General features: G+C 32.4%; 24 protein-coding genes. 9 read left to right on the top strand and 15 right to left on the bottom strand.

Features of this window, described 5'->3' with window-relative positions:
* The first annotated feature begins 43 nt into the window (after positions 1-43).
* Both Q0409_RS07310 and Q0409_RS07305 read left to right on the top strand, forming a co-directional pair.
* Positions 44-850 carry an adhesin gene (locus tag Q0409_RS07310; protein ID WP_298536501.1) on the top strand — a complete coding sequence of 269 codons (807 nt, stop codon included), beginning with the start codon at positions 44-46 and terminating at the stop codon, positions 848-850.
* Positions 851-905: 55 nt separating this feature from the next.
* Entirely contained in the window at positions 906-1,577 is a 672-nt protein-coding gene (locus tag Q0409_RS07305; protein WP_298536499.1) for an adhesin, read from the top strand.
* A 251-nt stretch (positions 1,578-1,828) separates the two neighbouring features.
* On the opposite strand, the gene Q0409_RS07300 is transcribed toward Q0409_RS07305, so the two are convergent.
* The 5 genes from Q0409_RS07300 to glmU all read right to left on the bottom strand — a co-directional run bounded on the left by Q0409_RS07300 (position 1,829) and on the right by glmU (position 7,075).
* Positions 1,829-2,965 carry a tetratricopeptide repeat protein gene (locus Q0409_RS07300; protein WP_298536497.1) on the bottom strand — a complete coding sequence of 379 codons (1,137 nt, stop codon included), beginning with the start codon at positions 2,963-2,965 and terminating at the stop codon, positions 1,829-1,831.
* Between the two features lie 187 nt (positions 2,966-3,152).
* Entirely contained in the window at positions 3,153-3,863 is a 711-nt protein-coding gene (locus Q0409_RS07295) for an anaerobic ribonucleoside-triphosphate reductase activating protein (RefSeq protein WP_298536496.1), read from the bottom strand.
* A 46-nt stretch (positions 3,864-3,909) separates the two neighbouring features.
* Positions 3,910-5,034 carry a histidinol-phosphate transaminase gene (hisC, locus tag Q0409_RS07290; RefSeq protein ID WP_298536494.1) on the bottom strand — a complete coding sequence of 375 codons (1,125 nt, stop codon included), beginning with the start codon at positions 5,032-5,034 and terminating at the stop codon, positions 3,910-3,912.
* A 115-nt stretch (positions 5,035-5,149) separates the two neighbouring features.
* Positions 5,150-5,626, bottom strand: coding sequence for a gamma carbonic anhydrase family protein (locus tag Q0409_RS07285; protein WP_298536493.1), 477 nt, complete (start codon positions 5,624-5,626; stop codon positions 5,150-5,152).
* 132 nt (positions 5,627-5,758) lie between these two features.
* Positions 5,759-7,075: a bifunctional sugar-1-phosphate nucleotidylyltransferase/acetyltransferase gene (glmU, locus tag Q0409_RS07280; RefSeq protein ID WP_298536491.1), complete on the bottom strand. Its 1,317-nt coding sequence runs from the start codon at positions 7,073-7,075 to the stop codon at positions 5,759-5,761.
* Between the two features lie 396 nt (positions 7,076-7,471).
* On the opposite strand from glmU, the gene Q0409_RS07275 reads away from it, so the two are divergent.
* Positions 7,472-7,633 (top strand): rubredoxin, encoded by a 162-nt coding sequence (locus Q0409_RS07275; RefSeq protein WP_074798578.1) that lies wholly within the window; start codon positions 7,472-7,474, stop codon positions 7,631-7,633.
* A gap of 228 nt (positions 7,634-7,861) precedes the next feature.
* Here the strand turns inward: Q0409_RS07275 and glmM are convergent, their stop codons facing one another.
* From glmM to Q0409_RS07255, 4 genes are all read right to left on the bottom strand, one after another.
* Positions 7,862-9,208 (bottom strand): phosphoglucosamine mutase, encoded by a 1,347-nt coding sequence (glmM, locus tag Q0409_RS07270; RefSeq protein WP_298536490.1) that lies wholly within the window; start codon positions 9,206-9,208, stop codon positions 7,862-7,864.
* 59 nt (positions 9,209-9,267) lie between these two features.
* Positions 9,268-10,506, bottom strand: coding sequence for a 2,3-bisphosphoglycerate-independent phosphoglycerate mutase (locus Q0409_RS07265; protein WP_298536489.1), 1,239 nt, complete (start codon positions 10,504-10,506; stop codon positions 9,268-9,270).
* 406 nt (positions 10,507-10,912) lie between these two features.
* Positions 10,913-11,611: a TIGR00297 family protein gene (locus Q0409_RS07260; RefSeq protein WP_298536488.1), complete on the bottom strand. Its 699-nt coding sequence runs from the start codon at positions 11,609-11,611 to the stop codon at positions 10,913-10,915.
* A 350-nt stretch (positions 11,612-11,961) separates the two neighbouring features.
* On the bottom strand, positions 11,962-12,540 hold the full coding sequence (locus Q0409_RS07255) for a 30S ribosomal protein S3ae (protein WP_298536487.1): 579 nt from the start codon (positions 12,538-12,540) through the stop codon (positions 11,962-11,964).
* A 780-nt stretch (positions 12,541-13,320) separates the two neighbouring features.
* Between Q0409_RS07255 and Q0409_RS07250 the strand changes: the two genes are divergently transcribed.
* From Q0409_RS07250 to Q0409_RS07240, 3 genes are all read left to right on the top strand, one after another.
* Positions 13,321-14,124, top strand: coding sequence for a class II glutamine amidotransferase (locus Q0409_RS07250; protein ID WP_298536486.1), 804 nt, complete (start codon positions 13,321-13,323; stop codon positions 14,122-14,124).
* A gap of 136 nt (positions 14,125-14,260) precedes the next feature.
* Complete coding sequence (locus tag Q0409_RS07245) at positions 14,261-15,661, top strand: hypothetical protein (RefSeq protein WP_298536484.1); 1,401 nt, start codon at positions 14,261-14,263, stop codon at positions 15,659-15,661.
* Positions 15,662-15,679: 18 nt separating this feature from the next.
* Entirely contained in the window at positions 15,680-17,122 is a 1,443-nt protein-coding gene (locus Q0409_RS07240) for a glutamate--cysteine ligase (protein ID WP_298536482.1), read from the top strand.
* 96 nt (positions 17,123-17,218) lie between these two features.
* Here the strand turns inward: Q0409_RS07240 and Q0409_RS07235 are convergent, their stop codons facing one another.
* The 4 genes from Q0409_RS07235 to Q0409_RS07220 form a co-directional block, all read right to left on the bottom strand.
* A complete protein-coding gene (locus Q0409_RS07235) occupies positions 17,219-17,803 on the bottom strand; it encodes a flavin reductase family protein (RefSeq protein WP_298536480.1) in 585 nt (194 codons plus the stop codon).
* A gap of 19 nt (positions 17,804-17,822) precedes the next feature.
* Entirely contained in the window at positions 17,823-18,161 is a 339-nt protein-coding gene (locus Q0409_RS07230; RefSeq protein WP_298536478.1) for a NifB/NifX family molybdenum-iron cluster-binding protein, read from the bottom strand.
* Positions 18,162-18,213: 52 nt separating this feature from the next.
* A complete protein-coding gene (locus tag Q0409_RS07225; RefSeq protein WP_298536476.1) occupies positions 18,214-19,785 on the bottom strand; it encodes a ClC family H(+)/Cl(-) exchange transporter in 1,572 nt (523 codons plus the stop codon).
* A gap of 93 nt (positions 19,786-19,878) precedes the next feature.
* Positions 19,879-21,186 (bottom strand): prephenate dehydrogenase, encoded by a 1,308-nt coding sequence (locus Q0409_RS07220; protein WP_298536475.1) that lies wholly within the window; start codon positions 21,184-21,186, stop codon positions 19,879-19,881.
* A 250-nt stretch (positions 21,187-21,436) separates the two neighbouring features.
* Here Q0409_RS07220 and Q0409_RS07215 point away from each other — a divergent pair, with 250 nt between their 5' ends.
* The 3 genes from Q0409_RS07215 to Q0409_RS07205 all read left to right on the top strand — a co-directional run bounded on the left by Q0409_RS07215 (position 21,437) and on the right by Q0409_RS07205 (position 24,244).
* Positions 21,437-22,498, top strand: a complete 1,062-nt coding sequence (locus Q0409_RS07215) for an mRNA surveillance protein pelota (RefSeq protein WP_298536473.1) — start codon at positions 21,437-21,439, stop codon at positions 22,496-22,498.
* A gap of 182 nt (positions 22,499-22,680) precedes the next feature.
* Complete coding sequence (locus Q0409_RS07210; protein ID WP_298536471.1) at positions 22,681-23,637, top strand: cell wall biosynthesis protein; 957 nt, start codon at positions 22,681-22,683, stop codon at positions 23,635-23,637.
* Positions 23,638-23,698: 61 nt separating this feature from the next.
* The gene (locus tag Q0409_RS07205; protein WP_298536469.1) at positions 23,699-24,244 is read left to right on the top strand and encodes a nitroreductase family protein; all 546 of its coding nucleotides are present in this window, start codon (positions 23,699-23,701) and stop codon (positions 24,242-24,244) included.
* Between the two features lie 166 nt (positions 24,245-24,410).
* On the opposite strand, the gene Q0409_RS07200 is transcribed toward Q0409_RS07205, so the two are convergent.
* Together Q0409_RS07200 and Q0409_RS07195 are read right to left on the bottom strand one after the other, a co-directional pair.
* Complete coding sequence (locus Q0409_RS07200) at positions 24,411-25,790, bottom strand: NAD(P)/FAD-dependent oxidoreductase (RefSeq protein WP_298536467.1); 1,380 nt, start codon at positions 25,788-25,790, stop codon at positions 24,411-24,413.
* 70 nt (positions 25,791-25,860) lie between these two features.
* On the bottom strand, positions 25,861-26,238 hold a 378-nt coding region (locus Q0409_RS07195), incomplete at its 5' end, for a hypothetical protein (protein WP_298536465.1).

The following is a 26,238-nucleotide window of genomic DNA, read 5'->3' as shown; positions in this document are numbered from 1 at the left end:
TTCTCATTTTAATTATTCTCTAATTTTTACTATTTTTGAGAATATGATTCCAGATAACAATAAATCAAAATTGATACTTATTTTAGTGATTATATTAGCGATAGCTATTGTTTTTTTCGGATATGCAATATCTGTCAATAATTCAAACAATTCTAGCAATGGTTCTATTGGCAATGTTGATAATGCTATCAATATTAATCAATCCTATCCTGATGGGCCAACAGCTGAAGCGAAAATCGACACTTCAAATGTTAACTCTGTGTTGCTCGGTGAAAATGATTTGGGGTCTGTAGAATTGTTAGGTCCTTTTGGGAACATTGATTCAGACATTAAAATAGCTTATTCAATTGGTATGCATCCATTGGAAAGCAAGGCTCATAAAGCTTTATTTGACACTGTAAATTCTAAAAGCAGTTCTTTAAATTATTGTTATTATATCTACAAAATCAATGTAACAAATTATGATACTGATGATGAAGGAAGAATGGATGGTCAGTTGCTTGCTCAGGAGTTTGTAGCTCCCCATATAATCAGCAATGATTATGATCTTTTTGTAGATGTTCACAGCAATAAGGGCATGATTTCAGGAACTTATGAAGAAACCAATTTTGTCTTTGCAGTAGGTCAGGATGAAAAGTCTGAAGCCTTTGTAAATGAGATCTTAAATAAAATGCCAGAGTTGGTTTACTATTTCCCAAGTGCACAGTCAAGTCCACCTTATATCACATTGCCTACAGAGCAAGCGGGAATTCCAACAGTAAACTATGAAACATATTGTTATGAGCCAATCAATACAACTTATGATTTGATGGATAAGTTTGTAGATGTAGTGGATAATTTAGAATTTTAATTTATGAAATAATTGATAATTAATTTTAATAAATTTTTAAGTGTGATGTGTAAATATGATTAAGAAAGATTATCCTCAAGAACCTACAGATGAGGCAAAAGTGAATTCTTCACTATATGATGCAGAATTGATTGGAGAAAATGACTTGGGAACTGTTCATCTTCATGGGCCTTTTGGAAACACTGATTCAAATATTAAAATAGCTTACCTAATTGGCATGCATCCAATGGAGAGCAAGGCTCATAGGGGATTGTTTGATACAATAATTGAATGGGATAAAGAAGGTATTTTAAATTGTTCCTATTATATTTACAATATAAATGTAGTTGGTGAGCTTGACGCGGAAACAGAGGGCCGTATGGATGGTCAGTTGCTTGCTCAAGAGTTTGCAGCACCGCATATAATTGATAATAAGTATGATTTCTTTGCAGATATTCACAGCAATAAAGGTTTAAAGGGACCTGGAACCTATGAAAAAACCAATTTCATTTTCGCTCCAGGATTTGATGATGAGTCAACTATTTTCCTCAATGTGTTGTTGGATGAAATCGATGGCCTTGTTTATTATGCTCCAGAGTATAGAACAAGCCCTCCGTATATTACAATTCCAGTTGTGGAAAGTGGTATTCCAACTATTGTTTATGAAACATATTCTTATGAACCTATGGGAAGAACTTATGAATTAAGTGAAAAATTAGTTAAGGCAATTGATAATTTGAAGTTCTGATTTTTACATAAATTTTTCTTTTCATTATTTTATTTTTAACTATTATTAAAATATGGTTATATATGGTAAACTTATTTTTAATTAATCATTATTTTAATTAAATTAATTCAAATTCTTTTTTTATTTATTATTAATTCAATAATCTACATAAACCAATTAATTATCATAAAAGTAGTTAAAAATAGTAAAAAATAGATAAAAAATTTTAAGTTAGATAAAAATAATTATTAGATAAAAATTTAAAAAAAGAGTTACATATTTTCCAAACATTCCATTTTCAATACTCTTGCATCATCGTTTGATGGGTCTAGAGCAAGAACTTTAGTGAAAAGGATTTCTGCTTCATCGAATCTGTCAAGTTCCATCAACACAACTCCTTTGTTCAATAGGAATGAAGTGTTTCTTGGCTCAAGCTCTATCGCTTTGTCATAACATTCAATTGCCTCTTCAAATCTACCAAGATCAAGGAGAGCATTTCCTTTCCTGTTTTGTGCTGTTGCATCTATTTCAGAATCTTCCAAACATAATTCCAATGCCTTGTCATATGCTTCCAATGCCTCTTCAGGCCTTTCCATATCAGTCAATACATTTCCACGTGCATTCCAAACTTCAGGGTTTGTGTCATCGATGGTAATCAGCTTGTCATAAACTTCCAAAGCCTTATCGAATTCTGCCAGGATTTCCAAAATGAATCCTCTCCAATAGAGAACCACTGGATTGTTAGGGTTTGCATTCAATGCACCATCACTCGCTTCAAGCGCCGCATCTATATTACCAGAGTTAAGCATAGCTATTGCCTTGTTGTTCCAGATGTATTCATTATCTCCTTCAATTTCCAAAGCCTTGTCATAACATTCAATGGATTCATCAAAACGGTCGAGCCTGCTTAAATTGTCTCCTTTTTTGTTTAAAAGATAAACATCATTTGGATCAATCTTTAAAGCAGCATTATAACATAATACAGACTTGTCGTATTTACCTGTATCAAATAAAATGTCTGCCCTTTGAGTAATCATCTCTTTTTGGTCGATTTTTTCCCCTTTCCATTTGTTGATGTCTAGCTTTTCAAAATAGATTACCTGGAATAAATCTTCATCAGAGATTCCATCAGGATACATTTTTTTAAATTCCCTAACCATCTCCTTGGAATCTTCGTATCCTTCCTCTTGGGCTAGCTTATCATTGTTTTTGATTTCTTTAAATGGGAGTGTCTTAACGTCAGTAACCTGAGCTTCAAAAATTTTCTTTTTTTCTTTAGAAGCTAAATTCCAATAGCAATGAAGTCTGTCTCCAACTTTCAAAGGTGTTTTCCATAGTTTCCTTACAGTCATAGCTTTTTTATTTGTGATTATATTTATGTTCTGACTTCCAAAGGACATGATTGGCATTTTATCACCTTTTTTGGAGACTTTTAATAAAAAATAGTCTAAATAAATAATTAAGTAATCTTAATTATATTATTATCTTTATTGAAAAATTAATAAACTTATCTATTTATTTTTCAAGTTTTCAATTTGATTAATTTAAATTGATTTCAATTGAACTTATGAATATGAACAATTTTTAAATAGCTATTTAAATGCTTTTTTGACCAAATTCTGCAGTTTTCACATTTATGTCCTGATTAGGATATGCCTCTTTGATCCTTTTAGCGATATCCTCCATGTCATGAGGGTTTGGCTCTTCTGCATCTGCCAATGATTCATCTAAAACGCATCTGTTTCTAAATTGCTGAATGGTGTATAAGTCACATTCAACTTCATCAACTATTGTAAAAAGGTCTTCTTCTGTGAGCAATTTTGGACAATAAGTTGTTCTGCATTCTAAAGTGATATCATCATATCTATTTACAATTTCCATGGATTCTTTTACCTTTTGCCCAATGTCTGCATTGATGACTTCATTGTATTTGTCGAATGGAGCCTTAACATCCATAGCCACATAATCCACTAATCCTAAATCAAGTATTTTTTGAAGTCTATCTGGGTAAACTCCACTTGTATCCAATTTGGTCTTAAGGCCAATTTCCCTAACATATTTGAAGATTTCAATAACATCTTCATATTGGACTAAAGGTTCTCCGCCTGAAACAACAACAGCATCCATAAACATTGCAGAATCATCAATCTTTTCATATATCTCTTCCAGACTGATTTCAGTTCCCTCTTCCAATATTTCGCTATTGCTGCAATATGGGCATCTTAGAGGGCATTTTGCTAAGAATATTACAAAAGACATATTTTTCGGATATTCAATTGATGATGTTACTGTAACGCTGTATTCCATTTTATCAAACCTTTAATATTATAGTTAGTATTTTTTCATTTTTAATTTATTCATTCAATATTTCTCTCATAACTTCTAGGAATTTCTTATCTTCTTCCAATGTACAAATGCTTATCCTAAAGTAATATTCGTCTAATCCCTTAAAGGAAGTGCAATCCCTTACAATCATTCCCCTTTTCATGAATTCTCTTGTAATCTCTGCAGCTGTGTAACCTGTATCATGAATGTCAATCAACATGAAATTGGAATATGATTTATAGACTTTAACGGATTTCATTTTTGATATCTCATCATATAGGAAATCTCTGCTTTCTATTCCATCCTTAATGGACTTTTCAATGTATTCTGTGTCTTTTATTGTAGTGAGAGCAGCTATATATGAAAGTTTTGTAAGTGAGAAGACAGGCTTGATCCTGTGCATGAATTCAATGATTTCCTTGCTTGAAATACCATAGCCTATTCTCATTCCTGCAAGCCCCATTACTTTAGACATTGTTCTAAGAATGAAAATATTGTCATACTCATCTAAAAGGTTTACATTGTTGGTTAGGGAGTACTCAAAGTACGCTTCATCTATTACAACTACTGCATCACAAACTCCGCCTTTGGATTTATTGGTTTTATCGAGAATTGCTCTTAACTCATCTTGTGAAATCAATGCTCCAGTTGGGTTATTTGGTGTGCATAGGAATAGCATCTTTGTTTTTTCATTTATTGCATTGAGTACAGAATCCAAATCAAGGGTATTTGTTTCCAAATTCCATTTTGCATAATTTGGAATTGCACCATATGGCTTGAATAAGAATTCATAATACATGTAAGAAGGTAAAGGGACTATAAATTCGTCACCAGGTTCAATGAAGGTTTTTGCTAAAGTGTCAATAAGCTCATCTGCACCATCTCCTCCAACGATTATCTGTTCTGGCTTTACATTGGAGTATCTTGCAAATTCCTTTTTAAGTTCTTCCAAATCGGATTCAGGGTATCTGTTAATGTTTGCAAGTTCTTTTTCAATAGCTTCCTTTACTTTTGGAGATGGTCCCCATGGGTTTTCATTAGATCCCAATTTGATGATATCTTCTTTTTTAACTCCAAATTCCTGTGCGATTTCCTCTTTTGATCTCCCAGGAACATAAGGGTCTAATTCCTCTACTTCTTTACGTACTTTCATTATTTTACCTTCTTGAATATTTTTTAATCTTTGATAGCCAGCATTTAATTAGCATTATGATAAGATGATTATAAATTTTAAATTTATTTATAAAAAAAGTTGATGAATAGATGATTTAATCATCGTATTCATTTGCAAGTTCAACATAGTGTGATGCATTCCAAATAATATGGTCTCTTTGTTCTTGTGTAGTTTCCTTAATAAGCTTTCCAGGAACTCCTAATATTAAGCTGTTTTCTGGAAATACCTTATTTTCACTGACTACTGCTCCAGCACCTACAATGGAGTTCTTTCCAATTTTAGCACCATTTAAAACAGTGGCATTCATTCCTATAAGAACATTGTCATCAATTTCACATCCATGAACTACAGCACCATGTCCTATGGACACATTGTCTCCAATCTTAAGAGTCAAGTTTGCTGAAGTGTGAAGAACACAGTTGTCCTGCACATTGGAGTTTTTACCAATTCTTATAGGACCTACATCTCCTCGAATAACTGCACCATGCCAAATGGAACAGTTTTCACCAATTTCAACATCACCGATTACTTGTGCACCAGGGAATATTTTTACGGGGTCATTGAGTTTCATAATATACTCCTCTTTTAATTTTTTTTATTAATCATATGAATTAATAAATATAATTGCATTATTTTATTAATAATTTTTAGTTATTTTTTTTAAAATTGAAAATTAATTAATATAATTTTCATTAATTTTTCATTATTCTTTATTCTCTTCTGCTTCTTCCAAAGAGATTTGTCCAGTTTCCTTTTTGTTTTGGAAAATATGCTCTTGCTTAACCAAGACTCTCATGTCGGACTCTAAGTCTTCATACAATAAGACACCAGAACCGATTGTAGCCCTCACCCCTATCTTGACTCCAGGGCTTAAGCTTGAGTTGATTCCAGTTTTTACAGAGTCTCCTACAATCGCACCTAATTTACGTCTTCCAGTATCTGTTTTCTTATTTTTAATAGTTGTTTTTACAGTCTTATTGTCAAAACGTAAATTAGCAATGTTTGTTCCAGCTGCAATATTACAGTTGGAACCTAAAATGGAGTCACCTACATAACTTAAATGGCTTACATTGGTGTTTTCCATAATGATTGAGTTCTTGATTTCCACAGCATTACCTATGTGGACGTTATCTCCAAAGTAGGAATTTCCTCTAATGTATGAGTTTGGTCCAATGTCACAGTTTTTACCGATGTAAACAGGACCTTTAATGTAAACTCCAGAACGGAGAAGGCTGCCTTCATCTAAAAATACTTCTCCATGGATTGTAACTCCCTCTTCGACAGTTCCTTTGATTTCCCCTTCAATATGATTGAGCAATTCTTCGTTGATTTCAATCAATTCCCATGGCTTTCCGATGTCCATCCATTCTTTAGTGGTTTTATGTCCTTTAACTACTTTTCCATCAGCTATTTGAAGGGATAAGGAATCTGTGATTTCGTATTCTCCTCTTGGAGAAACTTCAGTCTTGTCAATTTTATCAAAGATGTCCTTATTGAAAATATAGATTCCAGTGTTAATCAAATTACTTGGAGCTTCACCTTTTTTAGGCTTTTCAACAATATTAATGATGTTGTCTCCATCCAATTCAACAACACCGAATGCACTTGGATCTTCAACTTCTGTAAGAACCATTAATGTGTCCGGTTTTGATTTTTCATAATCTTCAATGATTTCACTAAGGATGTCCACATCCAATATGATATCTCCATTAAGAGTGATTAAGCTATCTTCAATGAAGTCTTTTCCATAGCCAATTGCATCTGCAGTTCCTTCCAATTTGCTTTGTGTAGCATAACTGATATTCACTCCAAGATGGGAACCGTCCTTAAAGTAATTTCTAACAATTTCTTCCTTATATCCTACAATAAGAAGAATGTCTTTCACACCACAGTCTCGCAGTGCCTCTATATTATATTGAATAATAGGTTTTCCAGCAACAGGCAACATTGTTTTAGGTTTTGTGAGAGTCAAAGGTCTCATTCTTGTTCCTTCACCTGCACTTAAGATTATAGCTTTCACCTAATTCCTCCCAATAATTATTAATTTATTTTTTTTTTTTTTTTTAATCTAGTGGTGATTTAATCATTAAATTACTAATTTTTAATTTATTATTTAATCGTGTTTTAAACTAAATCTACATTGTTAAAAAATATTTTTTTTCAATGAAATTTTAATATTTTAAATCAATATTAGATACCTTATTTTTATATTACTTTTTATTCATTTAAATAATTATTTAAATTATTTCATTTTTTATATTTTTATATATAAATACTATATGGAATTCTATGTGAAAAATGTTTGATTGATTAAGAACCATATTAATTGAAAAAGTTTTTTATATAAGTTTGTACATAATAGAATTATAGTTAATTAACTAATTATTTGATTAATTAAATTTAAAAAGGTGATTATATGGTAAAATATGTATGTATGCATTGTGAATACACTTGGGACTCTGAAACCGGAGATGAAACTTACAAAGTACCAGCAGGACCTATCGAAGACTTCCCTGATGACTGGGTATGCCCTCAATGTGCTGCAGGTATTGAAGGAATTATTACCGAAGATGAATAAGTTTTCGGATAATTCTTCAAGTTTTAACGCTTGATTAAAACTTTTTCTTTTTTATTTTTTTAGCTATTTTTTTAGCTATTTTTTTAGCTATTTTTTTAGCTATTTTTTTAGCTATTTTCCTGTCCTTATTTTCTCGATTGCTATTTTACTTTTTAAAATTTATTTACAAAAATTTAATTCGCAATCATCAAAACTACTTATTTTTTCATAAAAAAATTTAGAGAATAATTAAATATTCTCTTTAATGATTTTAATGCAAGTTTCTTTGATTTCTTCAGCCTTTTCTTCTGTTTTAGCTTCTAAAGTTATTCTCACATAATCTTCAGTTCCAGAAGGTCTGACTAAAACCCAGCTTCCATCATTGAAGCTTAATCTGATTCCATCGATTGTATTGATGTCCTTTATGTCATCAAATGCACCTTTTAAAAGATTTTCCATGTTTTCCATGACTTTGAATTTCTCTTCTTTGGAACAGATTACCTTTTCTCTCATATGAGGGTATTGATGGAACTTTTCAAGAAGTTCGGATAATTTTCCTTCCTTGGAAACGATTTCTGCCATTCTAAGACCAGACAATATTCCATCTGGGCACATGCAGAAGTCTGGATGCAACCAAGTACCTGATGGTTCTCCACCAAAGCTTGCATTTTCTTCAATCATGACTTCAGCAACGTTTACGTCACCTACTTTGGTTCTAAGAACTTTTCCTCCGACTTCTTCCATTGCTTCATCCATGCATAATCCTGCATCGACAGTGGTTACAACAGTTCCGCCGAATTTCTTTGAAACAAGTGCTAAAAGTTTATCGAACTCAGAAACTCTTCCCTTTTCATCAACGGTAATCATTCTGTCTGCATCACCGTCGTGTGCAATTCCCAAATCGGATTCGGTTGCTACAACCGCTTTCATTAGGCTTGAGAGATTTGCTTCATTAGGTTCAGGGTTCCTTCCTGGGAAGAATCCATCAACTTGTGAATTCAAGGTAATCACTTCGCATCCTGCTTTCCTGAATACGATAGGTGAAAGTTCGGATCCTGCACCGCATGCACAGTCAATAACCACTTTAAGTCCAGGCTTAATGTCAACAATATCCAATAAGTCATCGATGTATTGCTTTTTGATTTCATCGTTATGGCTTATAATACCTATTTTGTCCCATTCCACTTTACCGAAATCTTGATTATAATAGATTTCCTCTATTTTCTCTTCCTGTTCTGGGGTATAAGCCATTCCGTTCTTATTCCAAAGCTTTATTCCATTGTACTGTGATGGGTTGTGAGATGCAGTAAGCATTATTCCTGCGTCAGCATCAAGTTTTAAAGTTGCATAACCTACAAGAGGGGTTGGCACCATACCTATCTTAACAACATCCACTCCATGTTCAATGAGTCCTGCGGTAATGGCCTGTTCCAACATTCTATTGGTGGTTCTGGTATCATAACCGATAACAACTTTTCCAGTGTTGTTTAAGTATTTAGCAAGTGATTTTCCTATTTTCAATGCTAGTTCTGAGTTAATCTCTGAACCGATTTTACCTCTGATTCCAGAAGTTCCAAATAGTTTTTTATTTGTCATGATTTAACTCCCTTTATCGAATTAAATGGTGAAATATAATCATCATTAGTTTATTGATTTTAAGCTCCGAATTTATGTGCATATCCCATTAAATCAGTCATGATATTCATCACATCAGCACCTCTGATTCTGCACATTCCACCTTTTGCAACAGCAAATTCATTGTATTCACAAACGTCATCCACTCTAACTTCAGGACCGTTGATTAAGATAGGGACTGGGTCTCCTGAATGGTTTTTAACTGAAATAGGTGTTGAATGGTCTGCAGTTAAGAATATATAGCAATCTTCCAATTTAAGGAGTTCGCTCATTACAACCTCGTCAACCTTTTCAATGAATTTCAATTTTTCCTCTGCATTACCATCGTGGCCTGCTTCATCTGCACCATCAATATTTATTAGGAAGAAGTCATGTTCACTATTGTTTACTTGGTCTAGGATTGTGTCTCTGATGTTTTCGAGGTTTGTGTCAGTTCCACCAGTAACATCTTCCATTTCAATGATGTCCATTCCTGCAAAGCGACCAATACCCATAATGAGCCCGGTTTCTGCAATGCATGCAGAGTTCACTTCATATTTGTCATTTATTGATTCAACTTCAGGAACTTCACCAGCACCACGAGGAATGATTATGTTTGCAGGTGCTTCACCGTCTTCTATTCTTTTGAGATTTACTGGATGGTCTTTAGTCATTTCATAAGATTTAATTACTAATTTGTTTAATAAGTCTGCAGTTTTTTCTGCTTCTGGACTTCCATCAAGAGCTTTAACTGTCTTAGGTTTGTTTCCTTCCACTTTAGGATCTGCATCGCTTACTTTACCGGATAATCCTTCTCCTCTAAGCACTAAAACTGCTCTGTGTCCAGTTGATTCCTTAAAGATGATTTCAATGTCTTCATAGCCTTCAATTTTCATTGTGTTCAAGGTTGCTATGATCTCATCGGTTCCTTCTCTAATTCTTCCTGCACGTCTATCTGTAATTATTCCATCTTCATCGGATGTTGAAAAGTTGCATCTGAATGCTATGTCTCCAGGAATAACATCTACGCCAACACCAACAGCTTCAAATGGGCCTCTTCCAGTGTATACTTCATATGGGTTGTAGCCTAAAATGGATAAGTGTGCTGTATCACTTCCTGGAATGATTCCAGGAGCAATTGAATCCATTAATCCGGTAATTCCTCTTTCTGCCATTTTGTCCATATTTGGAGTTTTAGCTGCTTGTAGTGTAGTTTGATTGTTAAGCTCTTTCAAAGGACGGCCTGCCATCCCATCCATAACCAATATTAATCCTTTCATATTTTCACCATCACAATAAATTGAAATAGAAATAAAGTTATTTATTTAATTTTTAATTTTTTATTAAAATTCTAATTTTTCATTAAAATTTTTATTTTCGATTTGAATAAATATCTGAATATTTAAAAAGTAATATTAAATCAATTAATATTTACTATTAATAAAATATATGAATTTATATGCTTATAAAATTTGTTTTTATTTTAGTGGATATTTTTTTAAAAAACTTGAAAAAGTAGTTGAAATTTTATTTGTATTAAGTAAAATTGAGAAAAAACTTAAAATATTAAATATTACTTTATAAAATATCTTTTAAAATATCTTTTAAAATATCTTTTAAATAAAAATTAAAAAAAGTTTTGAAAAAAAGAGTTAAAATGTTTAAAAAATGAAAAAATTAAAGTTTTTACATTACAGAAATGATACCAATGATTGCCCCACAGATGGTAGCAAGCAAGTTGACATGTTCATTGTTTATGTAATGTCTTCTCTCGAGAACTGCCCCAAGGATACTGTCAATAAAGCAACCTAAAGTTCCTGAGATAACTGAAATCTTAATAGCTATTAAAGGATCTGAAATGACCCCTAATAAGAATGAAGCAATTCCAATTATTCCTGCACCTACAATTGCTGCGGAAGTTCCTAAAATAGATATTGCACCATCAGTTCCAGGAGGCACTTTCTTGAAAGTGGTTATTAAGCGAGGTTCTTGAAGAACGCCTATTTCACTAGCTAATGTATCTGCTGTAGCTGTAGCAACTGCTCCAATGAATCCTCCTGCTAAAGGAAGATAATAGCTTCCAAATGCTGCCATTAGAAAAGCAACCAATCCATTTGAGATTACATTCTTTGCAGTTCTTGTCTTTTCATATTGTCCGATTTCCTTCTTGTATGGTTTTGAAAAGCGTGTGGCAAATATGCTTAAACCAAAGAACAGGACGATTAAAATGAACCATGGCACTCCTGCTGAAAAGATGATTGTAATTCCCATAAATATCATTATAAGGGAACCTAATAAGTCTAAGCTTTTTCTTTTATAGCTTATTCCACCTAAAATAAACAGAAGTATGACATATCCCCAATTTATTACAAATGCTTCATGCATAGAATCACTTCTATAAGTAATTATTAAGTTTAATTAATTTTATTTATTTAATTTATTTATTTTAATAAATTCTTTTTAAAAATTTATTCAAAAACTTAATTTAATTATTCTTAGTTATTATTTAGTTTCTAATTTTTATTAAATGTTTTTATTTATTTAATAAAATATTCTTCCTTATTTAAATAGTTTTTGCTTTTAATTGGCTTTTTTAAATAATAATTTGAGTAAAATCAGTTAAAAACATGTAAATATTGTTAAAAATAGTTTAAATTCAAAAAAATACTGTAAAATTAGGATATGAAAAATAGTTAAAATAGTAAATAAAAAAAGAAAATAAAATATTAGAAAATTTATTCTAATACTTTACTTTTGATGATTTCCACTCTTTTAAGAGGATAGATCTTTTTAGCTTTGTGGTAAATTTCAGAAGCTAATCTACCGTTTACAGAGTTTTCTACGAGTTCATCAAAGGTTTTTTCTGAAGCTACTTTAGTAACTAGTTCGTTAATGGTTTCTCTCATGTATTTTTGTTGGGAAGATTTTGCTCTTCTGGTAGTTACAGCTAATACATGGAGTTTTAATTTACGATCATCTTGGGTAGTTACGATAACAGGAGCATCGATTCTACTGGTTCCTCTTCTGATCATACTTCTTACGTAATCAGTAGTGGTTTTGTGTCCAGTGAATTTAGTGTTTGCGATGTTTCCGTTTACATCATTTACTTCAAATTGTAATTTGATGTATTGTTTAGAGAAGTCACCGGTTAATTCTCTCATGGTTACTTCTACAGTTCTTCCGTATACAAGTTCAGGGTCTCTTGCAGGGGTGGTACCGATTTCTTTGTCTCCGAATGCTACAGGAGTTTTAATGGTGTACCAAGATTTTTCTTTCCAAGTGTCACGTACTCTACGTCTTTGTTTCTTTGCCATTTATATCATTCCTCTCTATATTTTTGACGTAATTATTTTTTAGAATAATTGTATTTTGTTTTTATTTAAGATAAAACATAGCTATGGCTAAACTATAATATAATATAAAATAGGATAGAAATCTAGCTATGATATAAGTTTTTTTAAATCCAATGCTTATTGATCTCATGATGAATAATCATTAGATGAAATAAAAAATATAATATTAAAATCACAGGTCAATGGGCTCATGTCACTTTAGATATCTGAAGTGGCCTTATATCAAAAATAGATACAAAAATAGTTATAAAATTTGATTATAAGCTAATAATTTTTATAATCTATAATTTACCTGCTCTGGAATCAATCCATTTAAATTAAAATAATATCATAAAAGTTTTAAATAAGTTTAAAACCCGCCCATAAAGGTTATTGTTAGTTATGATTTTTATAGTATATAAATATTTTTAATATTATAATTTTTATCTAATTTTTATTTTTAGTGTATTTAGTTAATATTTTTGTGTATTTAGTTAATTTTTTATGCTATATTTATAAGATATATTTAACATATTTTTATTATACTCTAAAATATTTTTAAACATATCTTTATATATTTTTGAAAATATTTCAATATTCCAATTTGTTTCCAGTATATTTCTAGAAAATGTTTAAAAAATTTTCTTATTATTCTGGTTTAATACTAAAACATTTAAATAATATAAAAAATATAACGATTGTTATAAAACTTTTATGTTTCTATTAATTTGTTTTATAAAAAAAATGAAAGGAGGTAAAAAAATGTGTGAGATCTTTGGATTTAGTTCATCAAAGGAAGAAGAGCTTAATGATTATCTAAGAGAGTTTTATAGTCATTGTGAAGAACATCCTCACGGTTGGGGATTGGCTATTTTAGATTCAGATAAATACAGTGTATTCAAAGAGCCTGTAAAAGCCAGAAGCAGTGTCATGCTAGGAAATATTCTATTGAATCCGATTGTTTCTAAAAATGCTTTAGCACACATTCGCCTAGGCACTATTGGTGTGAAGGACTTTTACAATTGCCATCCTTTCGTTAAAAAAGACAATGCAGGTAGAAGATGGACTCTTATACATAATGGGACTGTTTTTGACTGCCCTGACTTATGTAAATACCGCACTGAGGAAGAGGGAGAAACAGACTCTGAAAGAATTCTTCTAGCTATTGTTGACTTGATAAACAAGTTTGAAGCATTTAAAGGTGAACCTTTAAGCTTGAAAGAAAGATTTGACATAGTTTCTGACTTGATAAGCTTTATGGCTTTATCTAATAAATTAAATCTAATTGTTTATGATGGTGAACAGATGTATGTTCACACAAATTATAGAAATTCCTTATGCTATTTGAAAACTGAAAATGGTGTTTTCTTTTCAACTCAAGCTTTAGATTCAAATGATTGGAAAGATGTGCCGTTAAATACTGTAATTTCCTTTTCAGATGGAGAATTATTATTTAAGGCAAAACCTCATTCATTTGAATATGTTGAAACTGAAGAGCAGCTTAAATTTATTGAGAATTTTGCCAGCACTTTAAATAGTGATGTTGAAGAGGAAAATGTGTGGTAATCATATTCATGTTTTCATGAATGTTTAGTGATGCCCATTATTTGGGATTTTGATGATTTATTGGAAAATTTAGATGTTTTAGAAATTAACATTATTCTTTTTTGGGAATAATTAAATTGGAATTGGAGTTGATTAAATGGTAGATGATGCAATTACAGATGAAATGATAAGGGAAAAGATCTGTCAGATGTTTCTGGAATCTACTAAAAAATCTAAAAAGGAGTATATTGGAATAGAAATTGAAGTTCCAATAATAAACCTTAATAAGGAAGCGGTGGATTTTGATATAGTTCATCGTGTAACTGAATCATTTAAGAATCATTTCAATTCTTTTGAAGTTGAAGGCATAGATTATGATGGCAATGTCTATGCTTTAAGAAATCGTGAAAACGATGATGTTGTATGTTATGACTGTTCCTATAACAATATTGAATTTGCAATGGGTAAGGAAGAGGACTTATTTACCATCAATGAAAGATTCAGTGAATATTACAGCTTCATCAAGGAAGAGTTTGAAAGGCATAATCACACATTGAGCGGTATGGGAATAAACCCTTATAGAAAATACAATAATGAAATTCCAATTCCAAGTGAAAGATACTTGATGCTTTATAATCATTTGAAGTCAGCAGACAATTATTCAGATTCATTGATGTATTTCCATGATTATCCTGGATACGGCATGTTCTCCAGTGCATCTCAGGTTCAATTGGATGTTCCATATGATGATTTGATTGAAAACATAAATGTATTCTCTAAATTGGAGCCGATTAAAGCGTTGATCTTTTCAAATTCAGTCCTTTTAGAGGATAATGAGGATTATGTTTGCTTTAGGGATAACCTATGGGAGTATAGCACTCATGGAATCAATCCTCATAATATTGGAATGTATGATATTGAATTTGACAGTATTCAAGAATTGGTTTCCTATCTTGAATCCTTAAACATTTACTGTGTAATGAGGGATGGAATTTACATTAATTTCCCTTCAATGCCTTTAAAGGATTATTTTAATAGTGATTCCATTGTAGGTGAATGCTATTGCAAAGGATCTTATAGGAACATTGAGTTTAAGCCATCTTTAGATGATATTGAATATCTAAGGGCATTTAAGTTTATTAATTTGACTTTTAGAGGAACCCTTGAGTATAGAAGTGTTTGCACTCAACCTATCAAGGACTCCATGTCTGTTGCAGCTTTTCATGTAGGCTTAAAAAATAAGACCAATGAACTGGAAAAGTTATTTTTTTACGCTCCAGTATTTCACGATTGTTATAACAGTACAGAGCTTCGTAAATTATTAATAAGGACTGAAATTCCAAGTTCAATCGATAAGGATGAATTGTATGGTCTTGCAAGAGATGTTTTGGATTTGGCAAAAGATGGATTGAAAGAAAGAGGTCTCGGTGAGGAAATCTTTTTAGAATCATTATACAAAAATGTAAATGAGAGAACAAATCCTGGAAAAAGGATATTGGATTCATTGAAAGAAGGAATAAGTTTAGAAAAAATCATTAAGGATTATGGTGATTTATAGGATAAAAGGTGTGATAAAATGGATAGGATATTCAATTTATCTCAATTGCATAAGAATGCAAGTTCAGAGGACTTAAAACAAGGCTCTTTTGGTATAGAGTGGGAAGGATTAAGAGTTCGTGAAAATGGAGAGCTCTCACTTAGTCCACACCCTGAAATATTTGGAAACAAATTATCAAATCCTTACATAACAACAGATTTCTCAGAAAGCCAAATAGAGATCATCACTCCAACATTTGATACAATCGATGAAGCCTTTTCATTCTTCTCATTCATGTCAGATTTGGTCAACAGCTCTTTGGATGATGATGAGTTCCTATGGTTCCAGTCATTGCCTTGCATCCTTCCGGATTCAAGCGAAATTCCAATTGCAAAATATAAAGGCAGAGAATTAGCAGAAGAGTCAATGGAATATAGAAAAGGATTGGCTAAAAAATATGGTCTTAGAAAGCAATTGATTTCAGGCATTCATTTTAACTTTTCATTTAAGGAAGAACTGATAGAAAAATTATATGAGAATTTGGATATCAGTGAGATTGAGAGTGATGAGGATTCAAGGATTTCCTATAAGGAATTTAAGAATAGGCTTTATCTAAAGATATCAAGAAATTACATTCGTTATGTTTGGCTTATAATTTACCTTACAGGATGTTCTGTTGCAGCTCACAATACCTTCACTCCAGAATGTACAAAATTGATGGAAAATAGCGATAATCGTGGAGGGGTTTATAGTGAAAGGGGCCCTTCATTCAGGAATGCATCATGTGGGTATAAGAATTTAGAGCATTTATATCCTAGTTACAATTCTGTAGATGAATTTGCTAGGGATGTTCAGTCTTTCATTGATGAAGGCCATTTATCCCAAGCTAAGGAGTTATATACTCAAATCAGATTAAAGCCTAAAGATCCAAGTGACCTTCTTTCATCTTTAAGAAATGATGGAATTCAGTATCTTGAAGTGAGAACTTTAGACATCAACCCATTTTATAAATGCGGTTTAATAAAAAAAGACATGGATTTCCTTCATTTGTTCCTCATTTATACCTTGATTGCTGAAGAATCAGATTATGAAAATTGGCAAGAAGAAGCTCTTTACAATGAGGAAATGACTGCTGAAGCTGCATATGATTATAATATGAAATTGCTTAAAGATGGTGAGGAAATCAGTTTGGAAGAGTGGGGATTGAGAATTCTTGATGAAATTGATGATATGTGCAGAACATTAGGAATTGGCAGTCGTTCACTTATTGATTCAATGAGGCAAAGGATTGTAGATCCTTCCTTGACATATGGAAAGGGTCTCATTAGATTGATTAAAGAAGAAGGTTATATCGATAGCCAAATAAAATTGTCTAAAATCAATAAGATAACAAGCAAGTATCTTTTGGAAAATACAGACTTGTTGGATGATGAACGGTTTAAGGATTATGTTCCTATTGCTCTTCAAGGGGCTGAAAAATAGTTCTTTAATATTTAATTTTTATTTTTTTAATCAGAATTTAAATTTCTATTTTTAATCTCTATTTTTATTTTTTATTTTTTAATTTTTTCTCTTAATTTATTTTCTAAACTTAACTCCTACATTGAATGCATCAGCTATTTTGTCTCCAACTTCAAGATAGTCATATAAAACATCATCATAAACTATTGGATTAAGCAATTTCAAATCAACTTTTCCCTTTTCTCCTATTACGTCTTCATCTGCTTGAATGTTTACAATTTCTCCAGTTATTTGAGTATGGCTGCCCACTTCAACAATATTCATGACTTTACATTCAACTGATACTTTCATTTCATTTATTATTGGTGCATTGACTTCTTTAGCTTTAGTTGTAGTGAAACCTACCTTCTCAAGCTTATCCACATCGTATCCTGATGCCATTCCAATGTAATCTGTTTCTGCAACTTGGTCTACTGTTGGGAAACCTAAAACAAACTCCTCTTTTTCCAATATGCTTTTAAGTGTTTTTCGCTTGGCGGTTGAATTGATTGCAATCATCACTGCTGGAGGGTGATGGCTACACATTGCAGCAAATGCAAGTGTGCATGCATCTGCTTTTCCATTTTCATCATAAGCAGAGGCAATAACTGCAGGAGAGGGATACATCATTGCCCTTGGTTTTAAATTAACTTTTTTAGACATTTTAACCCCAATTAATAATTTAGATTTTAATGTTTTTCATGAAATTGACATGGTCTATGTATTTTCTTAAAACCTCTTCAACGGTTCCTTCATCCTTTACCAATTTCAAGCCTGCATCTTCTGCATAGATTGCTGCTTTAGGTCCGAACTGTTCGCATATTGCCACTTCACAGTCTTTGATGGCTTCAATGATTTTCGGATTTTGATGTTTCATATCTGCTTCAATTTCAACATTTCTTTGCTCTATAAAGTTGAATTCATCTGCTTCCTCATCATATTCATAAACATACAATGATCTTGCTTTTCCAAAGTGCAAATCTACATTTTCTCCATTAGTTGAAGCAACAGCTATTCTCATGTTAGTCACCATTTTACTTTTTTTCTTTTCTTCTAATTATAATAAATAAGAGTTATTCCTCTTTCCAATTGTTGTAAATCAAGGATTCTATATTCTGGTTATCGTCAGGGTATGTGTTCTGATTCATAATGATGAACAATTCATCAGCATATTTCAATTCCAAATCCTCATCTGGAATCAAGGTGTTTCCGCTTCTTACAACAGATACGACCATAGCGGATTTAGGAATAGGAAGTTCCCATATTTTTGTTCCTATCAATGCACAGTCCATCGGAACAACATACTCTTCCAAGACGCTTTTTGTCTTATCAAAGTCAATTCCCTTATTCTTCTTCAAGAGTCTCATAAGCAATGTTTCATAGATTGGATCATTTCCAAGAATTGTTGGAATGATATATGCAAGTATTGTCACTACAATCATTGCAACAAGTGAGTTTGTGACTCCAGTCATCTCCGCAATCAATACAACTGCGGTTATAGGGGTCCTAACGGAACTTGCAAACATTGCAGCCATTGAAATCATGATGAACTTATATGAAATCATTGGGTCCAATCCAAAAATTGGAATGACAATTGCACTGAATATTGCACCGATATATGCTCCAATAACAAGAACTGGATAGAATATTCCTCCAGGTGCACTTGAACCGAAACAGAAAATCAAAAGAAGGTATTTTCCAATCAAAAGAACAATAAGTATTGACAATGGAGGCAAAGTATATTCTATCAAATGCATCATGGAGTATCCTCCACCAAGAACATTAGGTAAGACCAAACCAACTGCTCCTGTTATGAGGAATACGATGATGTATTTCACTTCCAATGGGAGGAAACTCAATTTCTCCCACATTTCAGAAGCCTTAATCATTCCTACATTGTAAATGTAGCCTAAGATTCCAACAATGATTCCTAAAATAATCAATAGGTAAAAATATTTTAAAGGAAGATTCAATGATGTGAATGGAAATATTGGGCTTTGTCCAAAGAATATTTTTGATACCAGATCTGCTACAACAGCTGAAACCAATCCTACAATAACGATGGACCTGTCAAATCCCTTATTGATTTCCTCTAATGTGAAAATGAATCCTGCAAGAGGGGCACTGAATGTAGCTGCAAGCCCTGCTCCACTTCCACATACTAAAAGACGTTTTTCATCTGTTTTGCTGTTTGGGAGATATTTTGAAACACCTTTAGCAGCCATTGCTCCCAATTGTACAGATGGCCCTTCTCTTCCTAAGGAGAGCCCTCCAAGTGCTGTAAGGGTTCCTCCAAGAAACTTGGCAATCAATGTCTTCCACCAGCATACATCAAAGTATCCCTTAACTTCACCCATCACTATAGGGATTCCGCTTCCTAAACTGTCGGGATCCCATTTCATTAATAGGGCGGTGATGAATCCCATGAGTGCAAGTATTGCAAACCATGCAACTGTTAATAGGAAGTCTCCTTGTATGTACTTTAAGGTGGAAAATAGGATGTTTTCGCTGTTGTCCAATCCGAATCTGTATAGTGATACAACCAATCCTGAGAATAAACCGATTAGAACAGCTTCTATAATCAGTTTGATGTAATATCTTGAATCCTCTACATTCAAACCCAATGTTTGCTTAATCATTTTCATGGTTTAACCTCAGTTTAATTCATTTCATCAAATCTTCTTTTCTTGTAAATTTAATTGTTAATTCTATGAATAAATTAATGAATAAAATCAATTTTATCTTGTAATTCCACCGAATCCTTTAATTAGTTTTTCACATTCTTCAAGAGACTCTTTGTTTAATGATTGGATTGAAAAGGTGTAACTGATTTCATCTTCTTTTATAGGTTCGCCTTTGTAAATGTCAATTATTTCCACATCAACAACATCATCAACTCTTTTTAAAGTGTCTTTGATGATGTGAGGATTTGATTTTCTCCTGAAGAGTGCGCTAAGGTCTCTTGTGTGTATTTTCTGATTCTTGACTTTCCAATTGAAGAGTTCCTCTTCATCCAGCATTTTAGCATTGGAAACCTTTAGCTTTTTGACCTTTCCGTTTTCATCTTCCAAATAGACGAAATCCAAATCAATTTCCTTGATTTTTCCAACATGGATCTTATCTGAATAAATGTGCTTAAGCCCTACTTCCTGTCCAATGGATTGCATTAATATATTGTATTCTTGGGTAAGGGCATTTATTGCCTTATCACTTCTACCTAAAGCCGCTTGAATGTCTCCCATATGCTTTGTTGCCCTAAGAGCTATCTCAACAAACTCATCTTCATCCTCATTTGTCAATGCTTCTTTCAATTCGCTTATGGAATCAAAAAGGGCTTGTCTGATCTTTTCTCCACGCTTGTTTTCATGTTGGATTGAGTATGTAAGATATGGATTTTGGGATACTATTCTAGCTATTGTATCAATCATCAAATTGTAAATTGGACTTTCATAGTTTTCGGTATCCTTAATGTCGATTTGAAGTTTTTCAATAGCTGAAGCTGTAGAGATATATGAAAAGTGAGTCAAGACCTGTACAATTCCCATCATGTCATCGTGATGTTCTGGAGTTGTTTCCACGATTCTCATTCCCTTGTCTTCAAGGAACTTGTAGACTTTAGGGTACCAGTTTCCCTTTTCAATTGGTGTAAGTACTATGATTTGCCCTTTCAAATCGGTGGTTCTTGGACCAAAGACTGGGTGAGTGGGAATGAATTCAACCCCTTCAGCAAGGCATTCCTTCATTTTACGACTAGGCCCCTCTTTTACGGATGTCACATCAAGCATTAATGAACCTTCTTTCATAAATGGTCCTAATTCCTCTATAACTGATTCAGTGCTTGAAATAGGAACGGAAATAATCACGATATCGCTATCTTGAACAATTTTCTTATTGTTGTCGCTATATTTTATTCCAAGTTCCTCACCGACTTGCTTTCCGGTAATGGAGTCTCTTCCTGTAATTGTAACATCGAAGTCAAAGTCCTTCATATACCATGCAATGGTTCTTCCTAAACCTCGTGTTCCTCCAATAATTCCAATTTTCATTTTATTAGCTCTATTAGTTTTGTTTTAGAAATTGATAAAAATAATTTTCATTGATTTTGATAAACTTATTTGATAAATTTATTTTGATAATTATTTTTCAAAATTACTTAATTTTATATATTACCAATATTCATATTTTATATTGTTATAATAATTATATAACTATTGAGTTTTTTATAATTTTTGATTAATTTTAATGAGAATTTTTAAGAAATTTATAATTTTCGTATGCTTTAATTGAGGTTTATTCATGAAAATAACTTATCAAGATAGAAAGAAAGGAATTATCGAACTTCTTCCTGAAACTTTAGATGACTTATGGCATCTGTCTCACATAATCGCCGAGGGAGATACTGTATACTCTAAGACAACAAGAAGGATTCAGGACAATACTGGAGATAAGTTAAGAAGTGATAGGGGAGTTAAAAAGACCTTTACTTTAGGTGTTTCTGTAGAAGATGTAAGCTTTCACATATTTACCGGAAAGCTTAGGATAATCGGTTCAATCATTAAAGGCCCTGAAGACTTGATTCCTCTTGGATCTCATCATACAATTGAAGCCAAATTGAACACTCCCATTAAGATATTTAAGGAACATTGGTCTGGCTATGCATTGAAGAGAATCAACCAAGCCATTGAAGCTTCCAAGAAACTTTCTGCCATCATTGTTGTATTGGAAGATGATGTAGCGGACTTCGGTTTGATGAGGCAATTTGGCATAGAATATTATGGGCCAGTTATGGGAAATGTTTCCGGAAAAAGGATAATTGATAAGAATAGGGCTAAGAATATTGAGAAATTCTATCAAAAGATTGTGGATTATATTCTCAAGTTTGACAATATTCAGACCATAGTTTTGGCAGGTCCTGGATTCTATAAGAATGATTTCTTAAAGTATCTTGAGTTGAAGCATAAGGATTTGGCTAAAAAGTCTATAGTTGAAGCCACTGGATCCGGTGGAAGAGTGGGAATCAATGAGGTTCTTAAGAAGGGAACAGTTGAAAAATTGGCTGCTGAAAATAGGGTCGCCTTTGAAATTTCCGCAATTAATGAAATCCTTCAGGAAATAGCAAAATCTTCCAATTTAGTTGTTTATGGTAAAAAGCAAGTTAAAGAGGCTATCGATTTAGGGGCTATTGAAAAGCTATTGGTTTTGGATAATCTAATCAGAAGTGAAGACCTTGAGGAATCCATGGATATGGTTGAAAACATGTCTGGTGAAGTTTTAGTCATAAGCAGCCAGCATGAAGGTGGAAAACAGCTTGAGGGATTAGGTGGTATGGCTGCTATCTTAAGATACTCCATTAACTGATTGGTTAATTATCAATAATTCATTGAAATCATTTTTCATTATTTTTCTAAACCGCTATTTTTTAGACTTTTTAAAATAGATTTTAACCAATATCTAAAAACTTAACATTATATATAATAAAAATTATAAAAATACTAATATTACATTAAAAAATTAAAGGAAAAAATTAAAGGATTTTAAACATGTTTTTAGAATTATTATTTGTATTTATTGCAACATTTTTAGGAACTGGGGCATTGAATATCATATTCCGTTTCTTAGGCAAAAGAGGTTATATGGGAAATCTATATGAGCCAGTGCGTGGAGGTACTCCTCGTGGGATTGGTATAGTTCCATTTATTGTAATTAGCCTATTCTTGCCTGCAGGATATAACAATCTTGTTTTAGTTATGGGATTATGTGCTCTTGTCGATGATGTGATAGGTAGAAGAAGAATCGCTAACTTGCCTATTGAAATAGGACAGCTTGCAAGAGGAATAGGTATGTTATGCGTTATTGGATTAGGTTATCCTCTTATGGGCATTTCTTCTATTTTAGTTGCTTTAATGATTCAGCCTATGAACATTGCAGATATGCAACCGGGATCTGCAGTAAGTGTAGTTATTATAATGAGCTTCTTTACAATCCTTGCTACCTTGATTTTAGGTGTAGCTCCTGTAGCACAGATTCCTGCATATTATGTTCCATTGCTCACTTTAGTTACATGCATAGCATATGCTCCTTTAGACTATTCAGGAAAAATCATGTTAGGTGAAGTGGGAAACCATACCTTTGCAATAGCTTTAGGAATAAGCTTTTACATTCTTGGAGGATTTGTAGGAACCTTAATATTGTTCATAGTAACTACTGCATTGATTGCATACATTAGAAGAAGAAACTTATCTAGATTCCTTATTAATAAATTGCATATAAGCAATCCAACTTTCGGTGATTTGTTTATGGATGTCTTAACAGGCGGAGGTTTAGGTGATTTATTCAGAAAAATCATTCTTGGTGAACGTCAGCAAGTTGTCACTGACAATTTATTAATTTCACTTGGATTTAGAAGATTGCTTTACAATCCATATTCCCCTAATCTAGAAAGAGTAATTGAAAAGGATGTTAGAACAAAACCGACTGATTTAAGAAAGTTAAGCTAATTATTATGTTCTATTGAATTGATTGAATTTTTTAATTCATTATTTTTATTATGGTGGTCTTATGAGTGATATTTTTGAAGTCATTAAAAATCGTAGAAGCGTAAGAGCTTACAAAGATGAGCAAATTGAAGATGAGCAAATTGAACAAATTTTGGAAGCCGCTATTATGGCTCCTACTGCAAGAGGAGAAGCTCCATGGCATTTCACTGTAGTTCAAAACAAGGAAACCCTTGCAGATATAAATGATTCTGTACTCCATATCTTATCCAATTCAGGTGATGAGTTCCTTGAAGCAATTGCTGAATCTGGTGTTAATGTTATGCACAATGCTCCAACAGTTGTATTTGTATCCGCTAAATCAGATGCAACAAATATGCAAGCAGACTGTTCTGCAGCTATTGAAAACATGCTTCTTGCAGCAGAAGGATTGGATATCGGGTCCTGTTGGTTAGGTCTTGTAGCTATTTACTTCAGTGTTGAAGAAAACTTGAAAAAGCTTCACATTCCTGAAGGATACACTCCTTTGTATGGTGTTGCTTTAGGTAAAAAGGTAGAGCCAAATGAACCAAACCCACGTAAGGATGTATTCGTTAATTGGGTAAAATAAGATTTAATAATTTTTTATTAAATTTTTATTTATTTTTTATTTTTAATTTATTTATAAACTATTTTTAAAAAAAGAAGCATTGATAAGATAGATTATCTTATCAATTTATATGTTTAAACTAATTTTTTCCTGTTTTTTCTATTTTTTCTATTTTTTCTATTTTTATCTACATGATCTTTAAGATTTTATAATAAGCGTCTGTAGATGGATGAACTTCAAGGAAGTCATCGAAATCCTCTTTTGTTATTCCCAGATTCATGAGGAATGCAAGATAAGCAGTATCATCAATTGAGGATGGGGATATTTGACTTGCTCTCACTATCTCTTCTGTTTCTGTATTTAATGAAACCTTAGTAAGTCCAGTTTCTCCTCTTAGGATTCTCCAGAATGCATGAGGGCCTCCAAGACCTGGAATGATTACATCTTCAACATTTACGTTGTCATTGCCTTCAGATTTTGATGCTTTTTGAGTGAAGCTCACATCCAAATCCAATGTCAATGATTGCGGAACGATTATATCATCAAACTTATTCAAGTATCCTGCCATGTTTCTTGCTGCTGAGATTCCCTCTTTTCTTGCATATGGAGTAAGGGTGATTCCTCCTGTAACGTCTCCTGCTGCATAGATATTTGGATTTGAGGTTTGGAAGAATTCATTCACCTTAATTGACCCATCTTCATTTAATTCAACAATGTCTGCAACTATTTCTGAGTTAGGTACTCTTCCAGTAGCTATTAAGGTTTTTCCTTCAAACTCTCCCTTGTCAGTTATGATGGAGTTTTCAGTGATTTCCAAAACATTGGTGTTCTCGTGTATATCCACTTCATCAATGAGCTTGTTAACTACATAAGATTTGATTTCCGGTTCCAAATCCTTTAGGATTTCACTTCTTGCAATAATCTTTACTTCACTGCCAAAACTTGAGAAAAGGTTTGACAATTCTGTAGCAATTATTCCTCCACCAACTATGTTCAATTTACTTGGAACTTCCTCTAAGGAAAGTACATCGCTGCTTGTCAAAGCATATTTTGCTCCATCGATATTTGGAATAAATGGTCTTGCACCAGTAGCTATCAAAAGATTTTCTGCCTCGTATATATTATAATCCTTATTTTTCACATTTTCTCTTTGAAGTTCATTGTCATTGTCCAATTTTACCTTAACTATGATCTTATCCTCATCATTTATTTCCACACTTGCTTCCCCATAGATGACATTATTGTTCACGCTTTCATTTTCTTCCTGGTTAAGTCTGCGAAGCATGAGTTGGGTCTTTTTGATGTTGTCACATGCGGATTTGTAATCCAAGCTTATGTTTCCATCGATGAAACCGATTTCATTATACCTTTTGAAGCTTTTTATGAAACGGCTGATGTCAGTAAGTGCACATACAACCATGCATCCTTCATTAAGACAGGTTCCTGCAATGTATTTCTTTTCAATAAGAAGAGTTTCCTCTCCCAATTTCCCAAGTTCAAATGATCCAAGTCTTCCTGCAGGGCCTGCTCCAATAACAATGTTTTTAAATTTTTTTATTACTTCCATACTATCCCTTGAATTTTTTTTTAAATTATTTGGTTTTATTAAGTCAGTATCAATTATTAAAATTAATAAATTAATTAATTAATTTTAGTATGTTTATTTTATTATAAAAAGTTATTAATTTATTTTTAAAACTTGATATATCCACATTTTTTAAAACAACACCAGGAGCTTTAATAATTAAATCGTATTCTTTATGATGTTTTTTTATGTAGTTTTTAACTTTAGAAGTAAAAGTATTTTCAGCACCAAAATAACAATCTTTTAGAAAAGTTGCATTGAATTGGATGTTGTTTTCATCGTAAAAATCTTTTGGTCTATCACTTGCTGCAGTTCTTTCAAAAAGAACATCTAAATCGATTAATTTTGATAGCTCATTAAAAATCTTTACTTTATATGGGGCAGGATGATTAAATACAATTAAAACTTTCACCCTTTCATTATACTTGCT

This window comes from uncultured Methanobrevibacter sp. (assembly GCF_937898925.1).
Lineage (GTDB): Archaea > Methanobacteriota > Methanobacteria > Methanobacteriales > Methanobacteriaceae > Methanobrevibacter.
Note: the sequence above shows the minus strand (reverse complement) of the source record. Positions and strands in the feature narration are given on the sequence as shown.